At 66.8% G+C, this 15992-nt stretch carries 17 protein-coding genes; 8 read left to right on the top strand and 9 right to left on the bottom strand.

Going from position 1 to position 15992, the window contains the following annotated elements:
- Positions 1–42: 42 nt before the first annotated feature.
- Positions 43–357: a HesB/IscA family protein gene (locus ALVIN_RS06245; protein ID WP_043796041.1), complete on the top strand. Its 315-nt coding sequence runs from the start codon at positions 43–45 to the stop codon at positions 355–357.
- Between the two features lie 15 nt (positions 358–372).
- Positions 373–1479: a hypothetical protein gene (locus ALVIN_RS06250; RefSeq protein ID WP_012970478.1), complete on the top strand. Its 1107-nt coding sequence runs from the start codon at positions 373–375 to the stop codon at positions 1477–1479.
- A gap of 34 nt (positions 1480–1513) precedes the next feature.
- Here the strand turns inward: ALVIN_RS06250 and ruvB are convergent, their stop codons facing one another.
- Positions 1514–2569 carry a Holliday junction branch migration DNA helicase RuvB gene (gene ruvB, locus ALVIN_RS06255; protein ID WP_012970479.1) on the bottom strand — a complete coding sequence of 352 codons (1056 nt, stop codon included), beginning with the start codon at positions 2567–2569 and terminating at the stop codon, positions 1514–1516.
- Between the two features lie 174 nt (positions 2570–2743).
- On the opposite strand from ruvB, the gene ALVIN_RS06260 reads away from it, so the two are divergent.
- From ALVIN_RS06260 to ALVIN_RS06285, 6 genes are all read left to right on the top strand, one after another.
- Entirely contained in the window at positions 2744–4273 is a 1530-nt protein-coding gene (locus ALVIN_RS06260; protein WP_050750294.1) for a DUF2491 family protein, read from the top strand.
- Positions 4274–4325: 52 nt separating this feature from the next.
- Positions 4326–4751, top strand: coding sequence for a DUF350 domain-containing protein (locus tag ALVIN_RS06265; protein WP_012970481.1), 426 nt, complete (start codon positions 4326–4328; stop codon positions 4749–4751).
- A gap of 130 nt (positions 4752–4881) precedes the next feature.
- Entirely contained in the window at positions 4882–5655 is a 774-nt protein-coding gene (locus ALVIN_RS06270) for a hypothetical protein (RefSeq protein ID WP_012970482.1), read from the top strand.
- A gap of 159 nt (positions 5656–5814) precedes the next feature.
- Entirely contained in the window at positions 5815–6255 is a 441-nt protein-coding gene (locus ALVIN_RS06275; RefSeq protein WP_012970483.1) for a hemerythrin domain-containing protein, read from the top strand.
- Positions 6245–6472 (top strand): DUF2249 domain-containing protein, encoded by a 228-nt coding sequence (locus ALVIN_RS06280; RefSeq protein ID WP_012970484.1) that lies wholly within the window; start codon positions 6245–6247, stop codon positions 6470–6472. Before ALVIN_RS06275 ends, ALVIN_RS06280 begins: the two co-directional genes overlap by 11 nt.
- 15 nt (positions 6473–6487) lie before the next feature.
- A complete protein-coding gene (locus ALVIN_RS06285; RefSeq protein ID WP_012970485.1) occupies positions 6488–7777 on the top strand; it encodes a hypothetical protein in 1290 nt (429 codons plus the stop codon).
- On the opposite strand, the gene der is transcribed toward ALVIN_RS06285, so the two are convergent.
- From der to ndk, 8 genes are all read right to left on the bottom strand, one after another.
- On the bottom strand, positions 7758–9161 hold the full coding sequence (gene der / locus ALVIN_RS06290) for a ribosome biogenesis GTPase Der (protein ID WP_012970486.1): 1404 nt from the start codon (positions 9159–9161) through the stop codon (positions 7758–7760). The two genes, ALVIN_RS06285 and der, sit on opposite strands and share 20 nt — an antisense overlap.
- Before the next feature lie 5 nt (positions 9162–9166).
- Positions 9167–10468 carry an outer membrane protein assembly factor BamB gene (gene bamB / locus ALVIN_RS06295; RefSeq protein ID WP_012970487.1) on the bottom strand — a complete coding sequence of 434 codons (1302 nt, stop codon included), beginning with the start codon at positions 10466–10468 and terminating at the stop codon, positions 9167–9169.
- A gap of 17 nt (positions 10469–10485) precedes the next feature.
- Complete coding sequence (locus ALVIN_RS06300; RefSeq protein WP_012970488.1) at positions 10486–11112, bottom strand: YfgM family protein; 627 nt, start codon at positions 11110–11112, stop codon at positions 10486–10488.
- 22 nt (positions 11113–11134) lie between these two features.
- A complete protein-coding gene (gene hisS, locus ALVIN_RS06305) occupies positions 11135–12397 on the bottom strand; it encodes a histidine--tRNA ligase (protein ID WP_012970489.1) in 1263 nt (420 codons plus the stop codon).
- Between the two features lie 44 nt (positions 12398–12441).
- The gene (locus ALVIN_RS06310) at positions 12442–13524 is read right to left on the bottom strand and encodes a RodZ domain-containing protein (RefSeq protein WP_012970490.1); all 1083 of its coding nucleotides are present in this window, start codon (positions 13522–13524) and stop codon (positions 12442–12444) included.
- Positions 13525–13642: 118 nt separating this feature from the next.
- A complete protein-coding gene (gene pilW / locus ALVIN_RS06315) occupies positions 13643–14425 on the bottom strand; it encodes a type IV pilus biogenesis/stability protein PilW (protein ID WP_223295273.1) in 783 nt (260 codons plus the stop codon).
- Between the two features lie 2 nt (positions 14426–14427).
- Positions 14428–15525, bottom strand: a complete 1098-nt coding sequence (locus tag ALVIN_RS06320) for a bifunctional tRNA (adenosine(37)-C2)-methyltransferase TrmG/ribosomal RNA large subunit methyltransferase RlmN (protein WP_012970492.1) — start codon at positions 15523–15525, stop codon at positions 14428–14430.
- 20 nt (positions 15526–15545) lie between these two features.
- Positions 15546–15974: a nucleoside-diphosphate kinase gene (ndk, locus tag ALVIN_RS06325; RefSeq protein ID WP_012970493.1), complete on the bottom strand. Its 429-nt coding sequence runs from the start codon at positions 15972–15974 to the stop codon at positions 15546–15548.
- Positions 15975–15992 lie beyond the last annotated feature (18 nt).

A 15992-nucleotide genomic window follows, 5' to 3' on the forward strand; every position in this document is an offset into this window, starting at 1 on the left:
GTTGGCCTGTCGTGCTGGACGTGGTTCAAAAGGGGTCTGATGATGTTCAAGCTGACACCCGCCGCCGCCGAGCAAGTCCTCAAGGCGGCCAAGCAAGGCGGTACCGAGGGCATGTGCCTGCGTCTGGCCGCCGGCCGGAATCCCGATGGAAGCATCGATTACCGCATGGGGTTCGACGACCTCACCGAGGACGACATCCGTCTGACCAGCGAGGGCGTGGAGATCGTCATCGCGCCCGACTATGTTTCGCTGCTCGACCAGACGACACTGGATTATGTCGAACTGGAGCCGGGGCAGTTTCATTTCATCTTCCTCAATCCCAGGGATCCGACCTATCGCCCGCCGAGCGGCGGCTGATCGCGTGTCCGGATCATGGACCTCAGTCACGAGGACAGTCTGCGGCTCCACGTCCTGCTGGCCAGTCAGCCGCTGGCCATCCGCATCGACGAAGACCGGATGCGGGTCCAGGGCCTGACCGAGCGCGGCGAGTCGAGCGTCCAGCTCAATCCCAATACCGCGCCCGAGCGCTATCTGCGCCAGGTGCGCGAACTCATCTCCGGGCATGTGCTTGGCTCGCCCGGTGGGTATCCGGTCTATCTCAGCCGCTGGACCCGTCTGGGTCAGATGCGCGACGAGAGTCTGGCGCAACTGCTGCGGCTCGGCGAACCGGAAGCCGTGGTCGCCGCCGTCGGCTCGCCTGGACTGACCGACGAGCTGGCACGCCGCGCCTGGTGGGTGATGGAGGACGCCGGCAACGCGCGCCGGATGCTGGCCAATCCGCGCGTGCGCGACGGACGCATGGGGCCGGTCCTGGCCGAGTATCTGCTCCAGTATCTGCCGTTCGAGACCGACTCGGAGGCAATGATTGAGAGTGTGCGGCTGATCCTGCACCCTGGACTGCTCGACGACGAACGGCGGCGCGATCTCTGGACGCGCGCGGCGCGCAGGCCGGCCTGGCTGGCGGGGTTTCTGTGTGCCGGGTTCGACGACTGGCCCGAGCCGGCGCCGGCCCGCGCACGCCCTGAATCGCTGAGGTCTCCGGCGAACGCTGATGATCCGGTCGCGCACCTGTTGGTGCGACTCCATACGCCTGCCGGTCAGGGTTATCTCAAGACCATGGCGCGCATCCTGGACAAACCGCCCAACCAGGATGTCCTGCTGACTGTCCTCGACTGTCTGCGTGCAACCTTCGCGCCCCTGCGCCCCGAGGGCGATCCCGATCTCGGACTCGAAGCCCTGATCCGCGACGCCGAGGACTTCCCGTCCTCTGATCCGCGCCTGCTCGAACTGGCGCATGTCTGTGCCGACTGTCGCGCCGAACTCCAGGCCATGCGTTTCCTCTCCGGTGTCGGCTATGCCCTGATCCGGCCGCTACTGTCCGATCCGACCACCCAGGGCACCCTCATGCGCCGCAAGCTGGCCCCCGTGCTGACAGCGATGGCGAACCAGATCGAACGCTTGATCGCGGACCGGGATTAGCCGCTGGCGTCGATGACGCTGAGCGGTTTGAGCGTCAGGAGGTTTCCGATTCAGAGCCGAAAAGAGTCGTGCCAGTGCTCAACGGTGTTTGGATGCCACTGAGTCCGAAATGCTGATAGGCCGACTGGGTGGCCATGCGTCCGCGCGGGGTGCGCATCAGAAATCCCTGCTGGATGAGGAAGGGTTCGAGCACGTCCTCGATGGTTCCGCGTTCCTCACCGATGGCGGCCGCCAGGCTTTCGACCCCGACCGGACCGCCGTCGAACTTCTCGATGACAGCCGAGAGCAGGCGCCGGTCCATGTGATCGAAGCCGAGCGCATCAACCTTGAGCATGGAGAGCGCGCGGTCGGCGATCTCGGCGCTGATGCGTCCGTCACCGCGTACCTGGGCATAGTCGCGTACCCGGCGCAGCAGCCGATTGGCGATGCGCGGCGTGCCGCGCGCGCGCCGCGCGATCTCGGCTGCACCGTCCGGTTCGGCCTCGATGCCGAGAATGCCGGCTGAGCGTTGCACGATATGGGTCAGATCTTCGGCCGAATAGTATTCGAGCCGCTGCACGATACCGAAACGGTCACGCAGCGGCGAGGTCAGCAGTCCCGCGCGCGTGGTGGCGCCGACCAGGGTGAAGGGCGGCAGATCCAGCTTGATCGAGCGCGCCGCCGGTCCTTCACCGATCATGATATCGAGCTGATAGTCCTCCATCGCCGGATAGAGCACCTCCTCGACCACCGGACTCAGACGATGGATCTCGTCGACGAACAGCACGTCGCCCGGATCGAGATTGGTCAGGAGCGCAGCCAGATCGCCGGGTTTCTCCAGCACTGGCCCGGATGTCTGACGCAGATTGACCTGCATCTCGTGGGCGATGATGTGCGAGAGCGTGGTCTTGCCCAGTCCGGGCGGGCCGAAGATCAGCACATGGTCGAGCGCCTCCTTGCGCCCACGCGCCGCGCCGATGAAAATCTCCATTTGCTCGCGCACCGCCGGTTGTCCGACATAATCGGCGAGCTTACGTGGACGGATGGCGCGATCGATGGCGCGGTCGTCGGCGCCAGCCTCGGCGGTGATGAGTCGGTCTGGATCGTTCATGGGGTTCGAGTGGAAGCGAAGAAGGATCGGTTGAGCTGGGAGCGGACCGCGATCGGCACATCTCGCTGTACAGGTGGCCCTGGTGTCTCCTAAGGTGTTGTGGTCAGCTTAACGGGATGCGCTCATAATGTCTGCAATCGAATCGCCAACTGCTCGCTCCAGGGCCTCATGAGGATGCCACGCCTGACTCCGACGCTCGGCCTGACGTTACTGCTGACACTGGCCATCGGCCTGCTCACGCCGCTCGACGGCTGGGCCAAGAAGCGCGGTTCCTCCAGTGGCGGCTATTCGCGCCCCGCGTCGAGCCTGAGTCAGCGCACGCCATCGACACGCCCGAGCGCCATCAAACGTACCCCATCGGTCAGCGGTGGCTACAGCCGCCCGCGTACATCGCCATCGGCCATCAGCTCTCCCGCAACACGCGGCAGCGCCACGGATCAGACGCTCTCGCGCCAGGGCTCGAAACGCGCGCTCGACGACTTCCGTCGCCAGCGCGAACCCGAGGCGCCCGCCATCGAAACGGTCTGGAACCGGCCCTCGACCAGCGGAACGGCCCCGAGTGCGCCACGCCGGCCCTCGACGCTCGATTCCATTGGCGACGCCATCGGCGGATACGGCGGACGTGGCAGCGCCACCCCCTGGACGGGCGGCGGCCGGCAGATACCGGCGACGCGGCCGGCTCGGTCCCCGTCTTCGTTCGGTCCCTGGAGCGCCGTGCTGCTCTGGGGATTGCTCGAAACCCTGTCGCGGCCCGGACATGCCGAGTTCTTCTACCATCATGCCGATGATCCGGGCTATCGCCAATGGCGCGCCGATGCCGAAGAGCAGGCGCGCGAGGATCCGGCGCTGGCGCGCCAGTTGACCGAACTCGACACCCGGCTGGCCTCGATGTCGGGGCCGCGTGACCCCAATTATCCAGCCCCCGAGATCGAATCGCCCGGCTTTCCCTTCGGAGCCTTGCTGACGGCGCTGTTTCTGCTGCTCATCGCGGCCGTATTCATCGTCGTGCTTTGGCGGCGCTTCTTCGGCGAGGTCGGCCGGCGCCGGCCCGCCGTGAAGCATGATAGAGGCTCGGGCAAGCGAACGGCCTATCGTCCCGACTGGTTCCGCGTCGGCATGACCCTGCCGGTCGATCCATCGCTGTTCATCCTGGCCGAGCCGCTGACCAAGCTCCAGGCGCCACGGTCGGCGAGCGGCAGCGGTCTGGTTTCGGTCGAGCGTGTGGGCGAGGTCCGAGGCGAAGGCGTGACCTGGTACCGACTCTACGTCTCGGGCGGCGACGGATTCTTCCAGGTGCACCTGGATGCGCCTGGTCAACCCGACGAGTGCCGCTATTTCTCGCGCCTCGACGTGGTCGAACCGGCCGATGCAGACGAGTGGGGCGTCTGGCTCGATCGCGACGAGGGTCTGATCGGCTGGCCGGAGTTCCAGACCCAGGATGGCCAGCTCTATGCCCGTCTCTGGTCGCCGGGCCAGACGCGCCGCGAACCGTACTCGCTTCGCGAAACCCTGGAGGCCGCCGACGGCACGGACATCGAGCCGTGCCGGCAGCAGGCCATGCTCTATACGCGCGCCACCGGTGCCCAGCCGCCGATGCCGAGTACCGAATATCTGCTGGTGGCCGCCAACGAGCAGGGTGACGGCGCCTGGGTGTCACTCCATGTCGGGATCGATATCCCCGTCGCCAGCCTGAACCTGAGCTGACCGCCTCAGCCGTCACGAACCGCTTGCCCGCAACACTCCTGGAGTCCATAACGTGACCGATACGCTCGATATCCTGTGGCAGACGCTCAACAGCGGACTGCCGATCCTGTTGCTGCACTTTCTCACCACCCTGGCGCTGCTGGGGTTGGGTGTCGGCTGTTATGCCCTCATCACGCCCTTTCGCGAGCGCGCCCTGATCCGGCAGGGAAACACCGCCGCCGGACTGACGCTCGGCGGCGCCTGGGTCGCCCTGGCCATCCCCCTGGCCGCCACGCTGGCCACCAGCGGCGTCTGGCTCGACATCCTGCTGTGGGGGAGCGTGGCGGTGCTGATCCAGCTGCTGACCTTTGGGGTCTTCATCGTATCGTTTCGCGATTTTCGCGCCGCCATCGAGTCGGGCAACGTGGCCGCTGCCGCGCTGTTGGTCGGAGTGCAGATGGCCGTCGCGCTGCTGAACGCCGGCGCCATGGCCGGTTGATCGGCCCGCTCGATCGTCCAGTCAGTCGGCCGTCACGCGACTCCGCTGTCAGCTGTCGCCCGCTCGCTTGAGACACCAACGTATTTCCGTACTCGAACACCTTTTCTGTCATCGTCAGGAGCTGCTGTCCATGTTCAATTTCATCCGTCACTTCGTTGGGGTCAAGACCGACCAGGCCGTCCAGAGCGGCATCGAGGCCCTGGTGCGCTGGGACCCCAAGGGCGCGACCGAGGCCGAGCTGCGTGTCATGGAGCAGCATCTCGACGAACTGGGCCTGGAAGTCGCCCAGGCGCGCGCCGTCTACGAGCGCGAGAAACAGGAGGCCGACGCCATCCAGACGCTGCTCGATCAGCGCATGGCGGCCGCCGAGATGCTGCAAGGCCAGCTCGCGACGGAGGCCGATCCGACCCGTCGCACGGCACTCGAACAGAGTCTGCACACCCTGCTCGACATGCTGGAGCAGATGACCCCGGACGTGGAGCGCGAAGCCAGCGAGGCGACGGATGCCCAAGCGTTCCTGGCGATGCTGGAACAGACCTATGCCGATGCAGGAACCAAGCTCAAGGAGGCCCGCCGTCAGCTGGAGCGTGCCGAGCGCGACATGCGGCGAGCCGAGCAGCAGCGCGAGCAGGCCGAGCGTCAGGCCGAAGCCGCGCGCCGCGCCGCCGGACTCAGCGGCACCACCAGCAGCCTGAACGTGGCTTTGAAGGCGATGAACGACGCGGCGGCACGCGATCTGGCCCAGGCCGAGGCCGCGAGCCTGAAGGCCAAGCTGCTCGCGCCCACGCGCCCCGAGCAGGATGATCCCAACATCGCTGCCGCCCTGGCCGCTGCCAGTGGCAAAGGGCCCGTTCCGCAGTCGGCCAGTGAGCGTCTGGCACGACTGAAGGCGCGTCAGGGCTGAGCCACCTCTGAGCTATCTGGACAATCAGCGATCGTGGCGCCGAAGCGGATGGGAGTCTGGCGCGGATGACTTGGATCAAGGCGGGGGGCTGCACCGCCTTGCAGAATCGCGTCCGGCTTTCGTCCATCCTGTCCAGTCATCCTGCGAGTCGATCCAATCATGTCATCCATCATCACCGACGCCTTCACCCACGATCATCATGCCTGTGACCATCGGCTGGCCGCCGCCGAGAAGAGCCTGACCAGCGGCGACTGGGAGGCTATCGGCCGGGCGTCCGAGGCGCTGATCTCGGCCGTGAACCATCATTTCGACGTCGAGGAACAGACGCTCTTCCCACGTCTGGCGAGCCTCTATCGGGTCGCGGCCAATCCGATCGAGGTCATGTGCTCCGAGCACGCTCAGATGCGCGCCCTGCTCGGTGATCTGGGCGAGGCGGTCGCGCAACGCGACCGCGATACCTGCCAGGGCGTGCTGGAGACCTTCCATTTCCTCACCCAGCAGCACAACTCCAAGGAAGAGATCGTGCTCTATCCCATGGCCGATGGCGCGCTGCGCGATCAGGCGACCGAGATCGCCGGGCTGGTGGCGCGTGAGTCCTGAGACCGACGCGACGCTCGAACTCGACGTGCGCCGGCTCGAACCGCCCGAGCCGCTCGAACGTATCCTCGATACGCTCGCCGACATGCCTAGGGACGCGCGACTGCGGGTCGTGCATCGGCGCGAGCCGTTCCCGCTCTACGACCTGCTGCGCCGTCTGGGCTACCAGTGGCACACCGAGGGCGCGGACGAGTATTTCGAGATCCTCATCTGGTCCTGAAGCGGAGATCACGCCGTGCTCAATACCGCTGGACTCAGCCTGGATCAGGCACCGCCGATCCGGGTGCCTTTTTCCTTCTTCCTGGCCGCGCCGTTCTTCGTTTTCCTGGCGGGTGCGCTACTGCTGTGGCAGGGCGAGTCGGCCCTGCTGACGCGCTGGTCGCCGAGCGCCCTGGCGCTGACCCATCTGATCGCACTCGGCTTTCTGACTCAGGTGATGCTGGGCGCCTTGTTCCAGATGCTGCCGGTTCTGATCGGCGCGCGCGTGCCGGGGGCGAACTGGATTGCACCGCTGGTGCAGGGGTGCCTGATCCTGGGGACGCTGGCGCTCGCGGTTGGACTCCAGTGGGGCGGGGCCGTCTGGCTCAGTCTGGGGGGCGGTGCGCTCGCGATCGGGCTGGCCGCGTTCATGGGGGCGGCCGGGATCGCGCTCGTACATGGCCGGGGTGCGCTGCGCACGCTCCAGGCAATGCGGCTGGCGCTCTTCGGATTGCTGATGACGCTGCTGCTCGGCGTGTGGCTGGTGGCTGGCCTGGTCGGCGTGCCGGTCGACGGACTGACGGCCTGGGTCGATCTGCATCTCGGCTGGGCGCTGCTCGGCTGGGTCGGAATGCTGATCCTGGGCGTCGGCTATCAGGTGGTGCCCATGTTCCATGTCACACCGGCCTATCCGGCCTGGCTGGCGCGACCGGCAGCCTGGGTGATCCTGAGCGGCCTGCTGCTGGCTACAGCCGCGACGCTCATGGGTTGGGGCGGTCTGGCGGTCTGGGGATTCGGGTCCGCCGTCGGAGTTCTGGCCGTCTTCGCGCTGGTGACGCTGGACCGGCAGCGCCAGCGCGAGCGTCCGCGTATCGATGTCACGCTGCTGTACTGGTGGAGCGCCATGCTGAGCGCATTGCTGGCGGCTGTGGTCTGGCTGTCAGGCGGGCGAGCGGAACTGGTCGGGGTACTGGTCCTGATCGGCGTCGGACTCGGACTGCCGAGCGGGATGCTGTTCAAGATCATGCCGTTTCTGAGCTGGTTCCATCTCCAGCATCGGCAGGTCGCGGCGCGGCGTTTCGACGTGCGGCTGCCGCACATGCAGGCGTTCATCCCCGAGCGCTGGGCGCGCGTGCAGTTCGGGCTGCATCTGAGCGCACTGCTGGCGCTGACGCTGGCGACCACCTGGCCTGAAACGGTCTGGCTGACGCCGCTCGGCGCACTCATGATGATGAGCGCCGCCGCACTGCTGAGCTGGCTCCAGCTCGGCTGCTATCGGCGTCATCTCCAGATCGGACGGCGTTTCCTCACTTCTTGCGCTCGGTGAAACGCTTGAGCCGCTGCTTCTTGGCGATCTGACGCGCCGTGAGCGTGTTGCGCTTGCCCTGATAGGGATTGGAACCGCTCTTGAACTCCAGCCGCAACGGCGTGCCCAGCAGATCGAGCTCCTTGCGGAAGCGGTTGATGAGATAGCGCTTGTAGGTCTCGGGTACCACGTCGGTCTGGTTGCCGTGGATGACGATGATCGGCGGGTTGCGTCCGCCCTGATGGGCATAGCGCAGTTTGATGCGCCGGCCGTGGACCAGCGGCGGCTGATGCTCCATCACCGCCGCTTCCAGCAGCCGGGTCAGTTCAGGCGTCGACAGGTCGCGCGTGGCATTGGCATAGGCCAGATCGACATCGTCGAGCACATGGCCGACACCACTGCCGTACAGCGCCGAGACCCGGTGCAGCTTGGCGAAATCCAGAAACGCCAGCTTGCGCGCGAACTGATCGCGCACCCGGTTGCGTGCATCCGGGTCCAGCCCGTCCCATTTGTTGATCGCCACCACCAGCGCCCGCCCGCTCTCGATGATATGCCCGGCGAGCGTGGCGTCCTGCTCGCCGATGCCCTCATGCGCATCGATCACCAGGATGATGACGTTGGCCTCTTCGATCGCTTGCAGGGTCTTGATGACGCTGAACTTTTCGATCGGGTCATGGACGCGCGCGCGCCGGCGCAGTCCGGCCGTATCGATCAGGGTGTAACGCTGGTCGTGGCCGGGCCGCTCGAAGGGGATGAAGATACTGTCGCGCGTGGTGCCCGGACTGTCGAACGTGACCTGCCGTTCCTCGCCGAGCAGCCGGTTGATGAGCGTGGACTTGCCCGCATTCGGACGCCCGACGACGGCGACCTTGATCCGGTCGTGCTCGATGTCCGCCGCATCCTCTTCCGCGCTCTCGGGTAGATGCTCGAAGACATGGTCGATGAGTCCGCGCACCCCCAGACCCTGGGTCGCGGACGCCGCCCAGGGATCGCCCAGCCCGAGCCGATGGAAATCGGTCACGGCCAGCGTCGGATCCATGGTGTCGCTCTTGTTGACGACCAGGGTGATCGGCTTGCCGAGCCGACGCAGTCGCTGAGCGATGTCGATGTCTTCGGGCGTGCAGCCGTCGCGGGTATCGACCATGAACAGCAGATGATCGGCCTCCTCGACGGCGCGCTGAACCTGACGCTCCATCAGTGCCTCGATTCCTTCCGCCGCAGTACCGATGCCGCCGGTGTCGACGATGACATAGGGGCGCGGTCCGATGCGCCCGATACCGTACTGCCGGTCGCGCGTCAGACCGGGGAAGTCGGCGACCAGCGCATCACGGGTACGCGTGAGACGGTTGAAGAGGGTCGATTTGCCGACGTTGGGGCGGCCGATCAGAGTGATGACGGGCAACATGCGGATCAGCGCTTCCCTTGAGTTGTGGTTTGATCGGATGGCGGCGTGCCGGATGAGGACTCGGCCGCCGGTGTCCGGGTCGCCGGCGGCGTCTTGGCGGCCGGCGCAGAGGGTGGGGTCGTCGTTGCGCCCAGCGTCAGCGCGGCGAGCGTGCCGTCGTCGGCATAGACATAGACGCGGTTGCCCGCGACCAGCGGGCGGGCGGTGATGCCGGACTTGGTCAGACGCATCCGCCCCACCAGTCGTCCATCACGCTTGTCGAGCAGATGCAGATAGCCCTCGAAGTCGCCGACCAGCAGCCGTTCGCCGAGCAGCGCGGGCGCGGTGAGCCGACGATAGCGCAGTTGGTCCTGACTCCAGCGCCCGGCGCCATCGGCCATCTCGGCGCCCCAGACCTGATCCTTGGAGTCGGTCACATAGAGTCCGCCGTCGTCGGCCACCAGTCCGGCGTGAGCCGAGAGTTCGCGTCGCCACAGCACTTCGCCCAGCTCGCGATCCACGGCGGCCAGATCGCCATTGTAGGCGCCGACATAGACCGTCGGGCCGACCACGACCGGATCGGCATCGATGTCGGCGATGCGCGCCAGTTCAGAGCGTCCGCTCGGACGGCTGACGGTCACTTCCCAGATCGGCAGACCATCCTTGGGATCGAGCTTGACCAGCTTGCCGCCCGAGAGTCCGACGATGATCCCGTTTTCGGTCAGGGCCGGGGTGCTGCTGCCGCGCAGGGTCAGGACCGGCGGCGGATAGTCGATGCGCCACTGGCTCTGGCCGGTTGCGGCGTCCAGGCCATGGAGACTGTCGTCGAGCGTATGGACGAAGACCCGGCCATCGGCCCCCAAACGCGGCACCGAGAGCACCTCGCTGCCGAGCTGGGCGCGCCAGAGTTCATGCCCGTCCCGGGTCGAGAGCGCGACCAGCTCGCCCTGGCTGGTGCCGAGCACCAGACGCTCGCCGGCCACGTCCGGTCCGCCGCTGAAGGCCAGCCCCGTGTCGCGCTGCCAGAGTTCGCGTCCCGAGTCGGCGGCGAGCGCCACCACCCGGCCGCGCGCATCGGCGACATAGAGCCGCCCCTCGGCGAGCGCCGGAACCAGATAGAGCCGCCGCTCCTCGGTGCCGCGCGTCGGGCGTGCCGACCAGAGTGTGTCGAACCGCGTCTCCTGCGCCAGGGGCGGCAGCGGCGAGGGCGGTGTCGGGTCTTTCTCCTTGCCGAACCAGGGGATACCGCCGCAGCCGGCCAGCAACAGGGCCGGCGCCAGAACCAGGCTGAGCCGCAAGAGCGAAGATCCGAAGCGAAGTCTCATCATGGCGGTATCCGGGCCGCTCAACCGGCGGCAGGCAGGTTGTCGAGCTTGAGTCGGATCAGTTGCGAGAGGCTGCTGCCCGACTCGATCGCACGCTGATAGGCCGCGCGCGCCGCGTCCAGATCACCGCGCGCGGCGGCGATGTCGCCACGCACGGCAGCGAACTCACCGGCGAAGGCGGGGCTGACGTCATATTTGTCGAGCGTCCTGGCGGCCGCGTCCAACTGGTTCTCGGCGAACTGGAGACGCGCCAGACGCAGTGCGGCCAGACGCGCGATGGCCGGATCGGGCGCGGTGTCGATCGCGTTCTGGAGCGCGGTCATGGCCTCGGCCGTCTGGCCGGCCTCGTGGAGCGCCTTGGCCGCGACCAGGGCGCCGAGCGCCGGGTAGGGCGTGGAGCCGAAGTCGTCCTCAAGCCGGTCGATCTGCTTGCTCACCGCCTCGGTCTGCTTGTCGGCGGCATCGAGCATCAATTGCTCGAAGGCCATGGACGCCTGGCTGGCGGTGCTCTCCTGATGGCCGATCCACAAGCGCCAGCCCCAGATGGCAGCCAGACCGATGGCCGCGCCGGCGATCACCGACAGACCATTGTCTTTCCACCAGGTCTTGATCGCCTCGACTTTCTCGTCGTCGGTTTCGTAGCTCACGACAGTCTCCGTCAATAGGGGGTCAAAGCATCTCGGTGAGGAAGGCGGCCACGTCCTCATGGCGCAGCTCGCGCTGCCCGGACTCGCCGCGCAGATCCTTCACGCCGATGACGCCGCGTTCCAGTTCCTCGTCGCCCAGGATCAGAGCGAAGCGCGCTCCGCTCTTGTCGGCCTTCTTGAACTGGCTCTTGAAGCTGCCGCCGCCGCCGTTGGACTGTAGACGCAGACGGGGCAGGGCATCGCGCAGTCGCTCGGCCAGCGCGGGCGCGGCCGCTTCGGCGCGTTCGCCGACGGCGACCAGATAGGCGTCGAGGCGCCGCTCGGGGGCGAATCCGGACTGCTCCAGGATCTCGACCAGCCGCTCCAGCCCCATGGCGAAGCCGACCGCCGGGGTCGCTCGCCCGCCGAGCTGCTCGACCAGTCCATCATAGCGCCCGCCGGCGCAGACCGTCCCCTGAGCGCCGAGATCCTCGGTGATCCACTCGAAGACGGTGCGATTGTAATAGTCCAGACCGCGCACCAGACGCGGGTTGATCTGATAGTCGATGCCGGCGGCATCGAGTCCGGCACGCAGACGCTCGAAGTGCGCGCGCGTCTCCTCGCCCAGGACGTCCATGAGACTGGGCGCGTCGACCAGCAGCCGCTGGGTCTCGGGGTGCTTGGAGTCCAGGATGCGCAGCGGATTGGTGCTCAGGCGCCGCTGGCTGTCGGCGTCGAGCTGGTCGGCGCGCGCCTGGAGATAGTCCACCAGTCGCTCGCGATAGACCTGACGCTCGGCGCTGTCGCCCAGGGTGTTGATCTCCAGCCGGAAGCTGTCGAGTCCCAGACGCCGCCACAGCCGCGCCGTCAGCAGGATGACCTCGACGTCGATGTCGGGACCGGCCAGCCCGAAGGCTTCCACGCCGATCTGATGGAACTGACGATAGCGTCCGCGCTGCGGGCGCTCGTAGCGGAACATTGGTCCCTGATACCAGAGCCGCTGCGGCTGCACCAGCAGGCCGTGCTCGATGGCGGCGCGCACGCAGCTCGCCGTCCCCTCGGGACGCAGACTGAGGCTGTCGCCATGACGATCGGCGAAGCTGTACATCTCCTTCTCGACGATATCGGTCACTTCGCCGATGGAGCGTTTGAACAGCTCCGTCACCTCGACCAGTGGCGTGCGGATCTCGCTGTAGCCATAGCCGGCCAGCACCTCGCGCGCGGCTTCCTCGATACGGTGCCAGATGGCGATGCGCTCCGGCAGGATGTCGTGCATCCCGCGGATGGCTTGGATGTATTTGCTCATGGATGAGGGCGCAAGTCAGGGTTGGCCGGAATCCGGCCAACGGATCATTCGAAGGAACTCGGGTCGAGCGTGAAGCGCGCGACATTGCCGCGGGCGCGACGCTGGAGATCGAAGGGGCGACCACCGATCGTCAACTGGGTCGCGGAGGCATTGCCGATGACGAATTTGTAGGGCGGTTCCCCATCGAGCACGCGCCGATCCCCCGAGCGCATCTCGCCATTGAGCACCACGCCGCCACCGGCGCCGCGCACGTCGATCCAGGAAGTACCGGTGAACTCGAGCACGACCTCGGTGGAGGTCGGTTCGGGAGCCGGTTCTTCCGTCACGGATTCGGCCTGAGCTTCCGCGTCCGATGCCTCCTCGTCAGCGAGCGCCTCGTTGGTCGTGCTCTGAGCGCTCGTCAGCGTGCTGGCGGCGACGAGCGTCTCGACGGGTGCCGGGGTGGCCGGCGCGGCGGGTTCGGCCGGCTCGGCTGGCGTCGCGCCGGCAGGCGACTGGGATTGAGCGCCTCGAAGCGGGATGCTCTCGGGTGGCGCGGCGATCGTCGACTCGGGGCCGGCGGCAGAGACCGACGTCGCATTCGCCGCCGTGGCCACACCGGACGTATCCGAAGGCTTGGCGGGGGCGGCGACCGTGCTCGCCGACTCCTCGCCCTTGGGCGACAGGGCGAGCGCGTCCGATTGCAGCGTGGAGTCGCTCTGTCCGCGTAGCCAGAGCGTTGCCATTCCGGCGACGACGCCGACCAGCAGGACGGCGACCGCCCAGACCCAGCGCCCGCCGCCGGACGACTGCGAGGAATCGTCCGGAACGCTCAGCGCATGACTCAGACCGACCTCGCGGACCGGAACCATGGCGCGATAGGCCGTGACGATGGGCGCCGGGTCGGCCCCCAGCAGTCTGGCGTAGTTTTTGAGATAACCGACGACGAACACGGGCGCCGGCAGACGCTCGTACTGATCGCCCTCGATCGCCTCCACCACATGGCGCTGAAGATGGAGTTGAGCCGCGACCCGCTCGACGTCGAGCTTACGCGACTCACGCAGTGCCCGCAGTCGGCGACCCGGGGTATCGTTTGGCTCCAGCATGTTGGGATCGTCTGACAGCGTGGTGTTGATCGATGGACTCATGGCGTGATCAATGGTCGGTTTTCAAAGTGCGGTATCACTTGCTTGGGTGATTCGCGGGGGCGGCCGACTGGCGGTGAACGCCAATGGGCCTGATCCGGTCGGTCTCGTCTTGGTCATCCTAGGGGACGCGGCCGGTCGTCGCCGGCTCAGGGAAGTTTTTGTCGAGGGCGTCCTGGTAGAAGGCGGCGCGCTTGCGGTTGCCGAGCGCGCGCTCGGCTTTGATGCCAGCCTGGAGGGCAATGCGCGAGGCGGCGGGCGTGCGCACCGTCTCTGACTTGAAATAGCGGTCGATATAGTCCTTGGCGGCCTTGGCGTCGCCGCGCCTCATGGCCAGTTCGGCCAGACTGGCCAACGGGACACCGAAGCCGGCGTTCGACTGGAGGGCCGCGCGATAATGGGTCTCGGCCTTGGTCGTATCGCCTGCCTCAACGGCGCAATTGCCGGCGTTGGTCAAGGCGATCCAGGGCGAGGTGTAGATGGGGTTGGCGGCAGCCTTGAGGAACTGGGCATCGGCCTCGGCATAACGGCGCTGATTGCACAGGAAGGAGCCATAGGCATTGAGCACGTCCGGATTGTTCGGAGCGAGCTGGATGGCGCGCTCATAGTGCTTGGCCGCCTCGTCGCTCTGCTGCAACTGTTCGAGCAGGAAGGCCAGCCAGACGTGTGCCGGTGCATATTTGGAATCGGCCCTGACGGCCTGCTGGGCGCGGCGCAGGGCGACCTCGGTCTGTCCCAGCCGATGGTATTCCTTGGCCAGGTCGACATAGAGCTTGGCCGGACTGTCATCCGGGGTCAGGCCCAGCGCCTCGTCGCCCGTCTTCAGGGTCGACTTGCCGCCACAGGCCAGCAGCGTCAGGCAGAGGCCGAGCACCAGAGACAGACGTGGAGCGAATCCGTGCATCGTCATCGCAGATCCACCCGTGTGTCCGCCTCGACCCGGATGCGCCCGAGCCGTCCGGTGCGATCCTGGACGCGCCCGACCAGTTGTCCGCAGGCAGCGGCGATCTCGTCGCCACGGGTCTTGCGCGTCATGGCGAAGATCCCCGAGCGGGCCAGCCGCTCGCGGAAGGTTTCGACCCGATCCGGCGGCGAGGTGCCGAAATCGCTGCCGGTGAAGGGGTTGAAAGGAATCAGATTGACCTTGGACGGCACGCCCTCGAGCAACCGGATGAGCTGCTTGGCGTGGGCCGGGCTGTCGTTGATGCCGTCGAGCATCACGTATTCCCAGGTGATCTTGCGCCGCTTGTCGCCGGCGACATAGTGCTTGCAGGCGGGAATCAGCTCGGCGAGCGGATACTTGCGGTTGATCGGCACCAGTTCGTCGCGCAGTTCGTCGTTCGGTGCGTGCAGCGAGACGGCCAGGGAGACGTCGCTGACTTCGCGCAGCCGGTAGATGTTCGGCACGATGCCCGAGGTGCTCAGGGTCACGCGCTGCTTGGCCAGCATGTAGGCCAGATCGTCCTGCATGACGTCCATGGCCTTGACCGCCGCCTCGAAGTTGGCCAGCGGCTCGCCCATGCCCATCATGACCACGTTGGTCGGTGCGGCGCCGAGCTGGCGCGCGGCATGCCAGACCTGACCGATGATCTCGGCAACGCTCAGGTTGCGGTTGAAGCCCTGGCGCGCGGTGGCGCAGAAGGCGCATTCGAGCGCACACCCGACCTGAGAGGACACGCAGATGGTGCTGCGCTTGCCCTCGGGGATGAACACGGTCTCGACCCGCTGTCCATCGACCAGCTCCATCACCCACTTGACGGTGCCGTCGGCGGAGGGATGGGTCTGGAGGATGCGCGGCAGCCGGATCTCGACCGTCTCGAGCAGGACGGTGCGCAGGCTCTTGGGCAGATCGGTCATGGCGTCGAAGTCGACGACGCCATGCTTGTGCATCCACTTGAAGAGATTGCGGCCATGGAACGCCTTGAAGCCGAGCGCCGTCACCAGCGACTCGCAGCCGGCGAGGTCGAGGTCGAGCGGATTGGGCTTGGTCGAAGTGGCGTTCATGGCAATCCTGATCGTCTCGATCAGCGGGTGCGGGGGCAGACGCCCTCGGGGAAGAAGAAGGCGATCTCGACGGCGGCGTTCTCGGGCGAATCCGAGCCGTGCGCGGCGTTCTCGGTGAAGGAGTCGGCGAAGTCGGCGCGGATGGTGCCGGGCGCGGCCTGGGCCGGGTTGGTGGCGCCCATGATCTCGCGGTTCTTGGCCACGGCGTCCTCACCCTCCAGCACCTGCACCATCACCGGGCCGGAGATCATGAAGTCGACCAGCTCATCGAAGAAGGGCTTGCCCTGATGGATGGCGTAGAAGGCGCTGGCCTGCTCGCGGCTCATGTGCAGCATGCGCGCGGCGACGATCTTGAGTCCGGCGGCCTCGAAACGGCCGAGGATGGCGCCGATGGCGTCCTTGGCGACGGCGTTCGGCTTGATGATGGAAAGGGTGCGCTCAATAGCCATGCGGGCTCCTAACGAAAT

The sequence above is a fragment of the Allochromatium vinosum DSM 180 genome (assembly GCF_000025485.1).
Taxonomy (GTDB): Bacteria; Pseudomonadota; Gammaproteobacteria; order Chromatiales; family Chromatiaceae; genus Thermochromatium; species Thermochromatium vinosum.

Excerpts from the sequence above, each read along its gene's own strand:
- ALVIN_RS06245 (WP_043796041.1), top strand. The coding sequence starts at position 43 with ATGTTCAAGCTGACACCCGCCGCCGCCGAGCAAGTCCTCAAGGCGGCC.
- ALVIN_RS06250 (WP_012970478.1), top strand. The coding sequence starts at position 373 with ATGGACCTCAGTCACGAGGACAGTCTGCGGCTCCACGTCCTGCTGGCC.
- ruvB (WP_012970479.1), bottom strand. The coding sequence starts at position 2,569 with ATGAACGATCCAGACCGACTCATCACCGCCGAGGCTGGCGCCGACGAC.
- ALVIN_RS06260 (WP_050750294.1), top strand. The coding sequence starts at position 2,744 with ATGCCACGCCTGACTCCGACGCTCGGCCTGACGTTACTGCTGACACTG.
- ALVIN_RS06270 (WP_012970482.1), top strand. The coding sequence starts at position 4,882 with ATGTTCAATTTCATCCGTCACTTCGTTGGGGTCAAGACCGACCAGGCC.
- ALVIN_RS06275 (WP_012970483.1), top strand. The coding sequence starts at position 5,815 with ATGTCATCCATCATCACCGACGCCTTCACCCACGATCATCATGCCTGT.
- der (WP_012970486.1), bottom strand. The coding sequence starts at position 9,161 with ATGTTGCCCGTCATCACTCTGATCGGCCGCCCCAACGTCGGCAAATCG.
- bamB (WP_012970487.1), bottom strand. The coding sequence starts at position 10,468 with ATGATGAGACTTCGCTTCGGATCTTCGCTCTTGCGGCTCAGCCTGGTT.
- hisS (WP_012970489.1), bottom strand. The coding sequence starts at position 12,397 with ATGAGCAAATACATCCAAGCCATCCGCGGGATGCACGACATCCTGCCG.
- ALVIN_RS06310 (WP_012970490.1), bottom strand. The coding sequence starts at position 13,524 with ATGAGTCCATCGATCAACACCACGCTGTCAGACGATCCCAACATGCTG.
- pilW (WP_223295273.1), bottom strand. The coding sequence starts at position 14,425 with ATGCACGGATTCGCTCCACGTCTGTCTCTGGTGCTCGGCCTCTGCCTG.
- ALVIN_RS06320 (WP_012970492.1), bottom strand. The coding sequence starts at position 15,525 with ATGAACGCCACTTCGACCAAGCCCAATCCGCTCGACCTCGACCTCGCC.
- ndk (WP_012970493.1), bottom strand. The coding sequence starts at position 15,974 with ATGGCTATTGAGCGCACCCTTTCCATCATCAAGCCGAACGCCGTCGCC.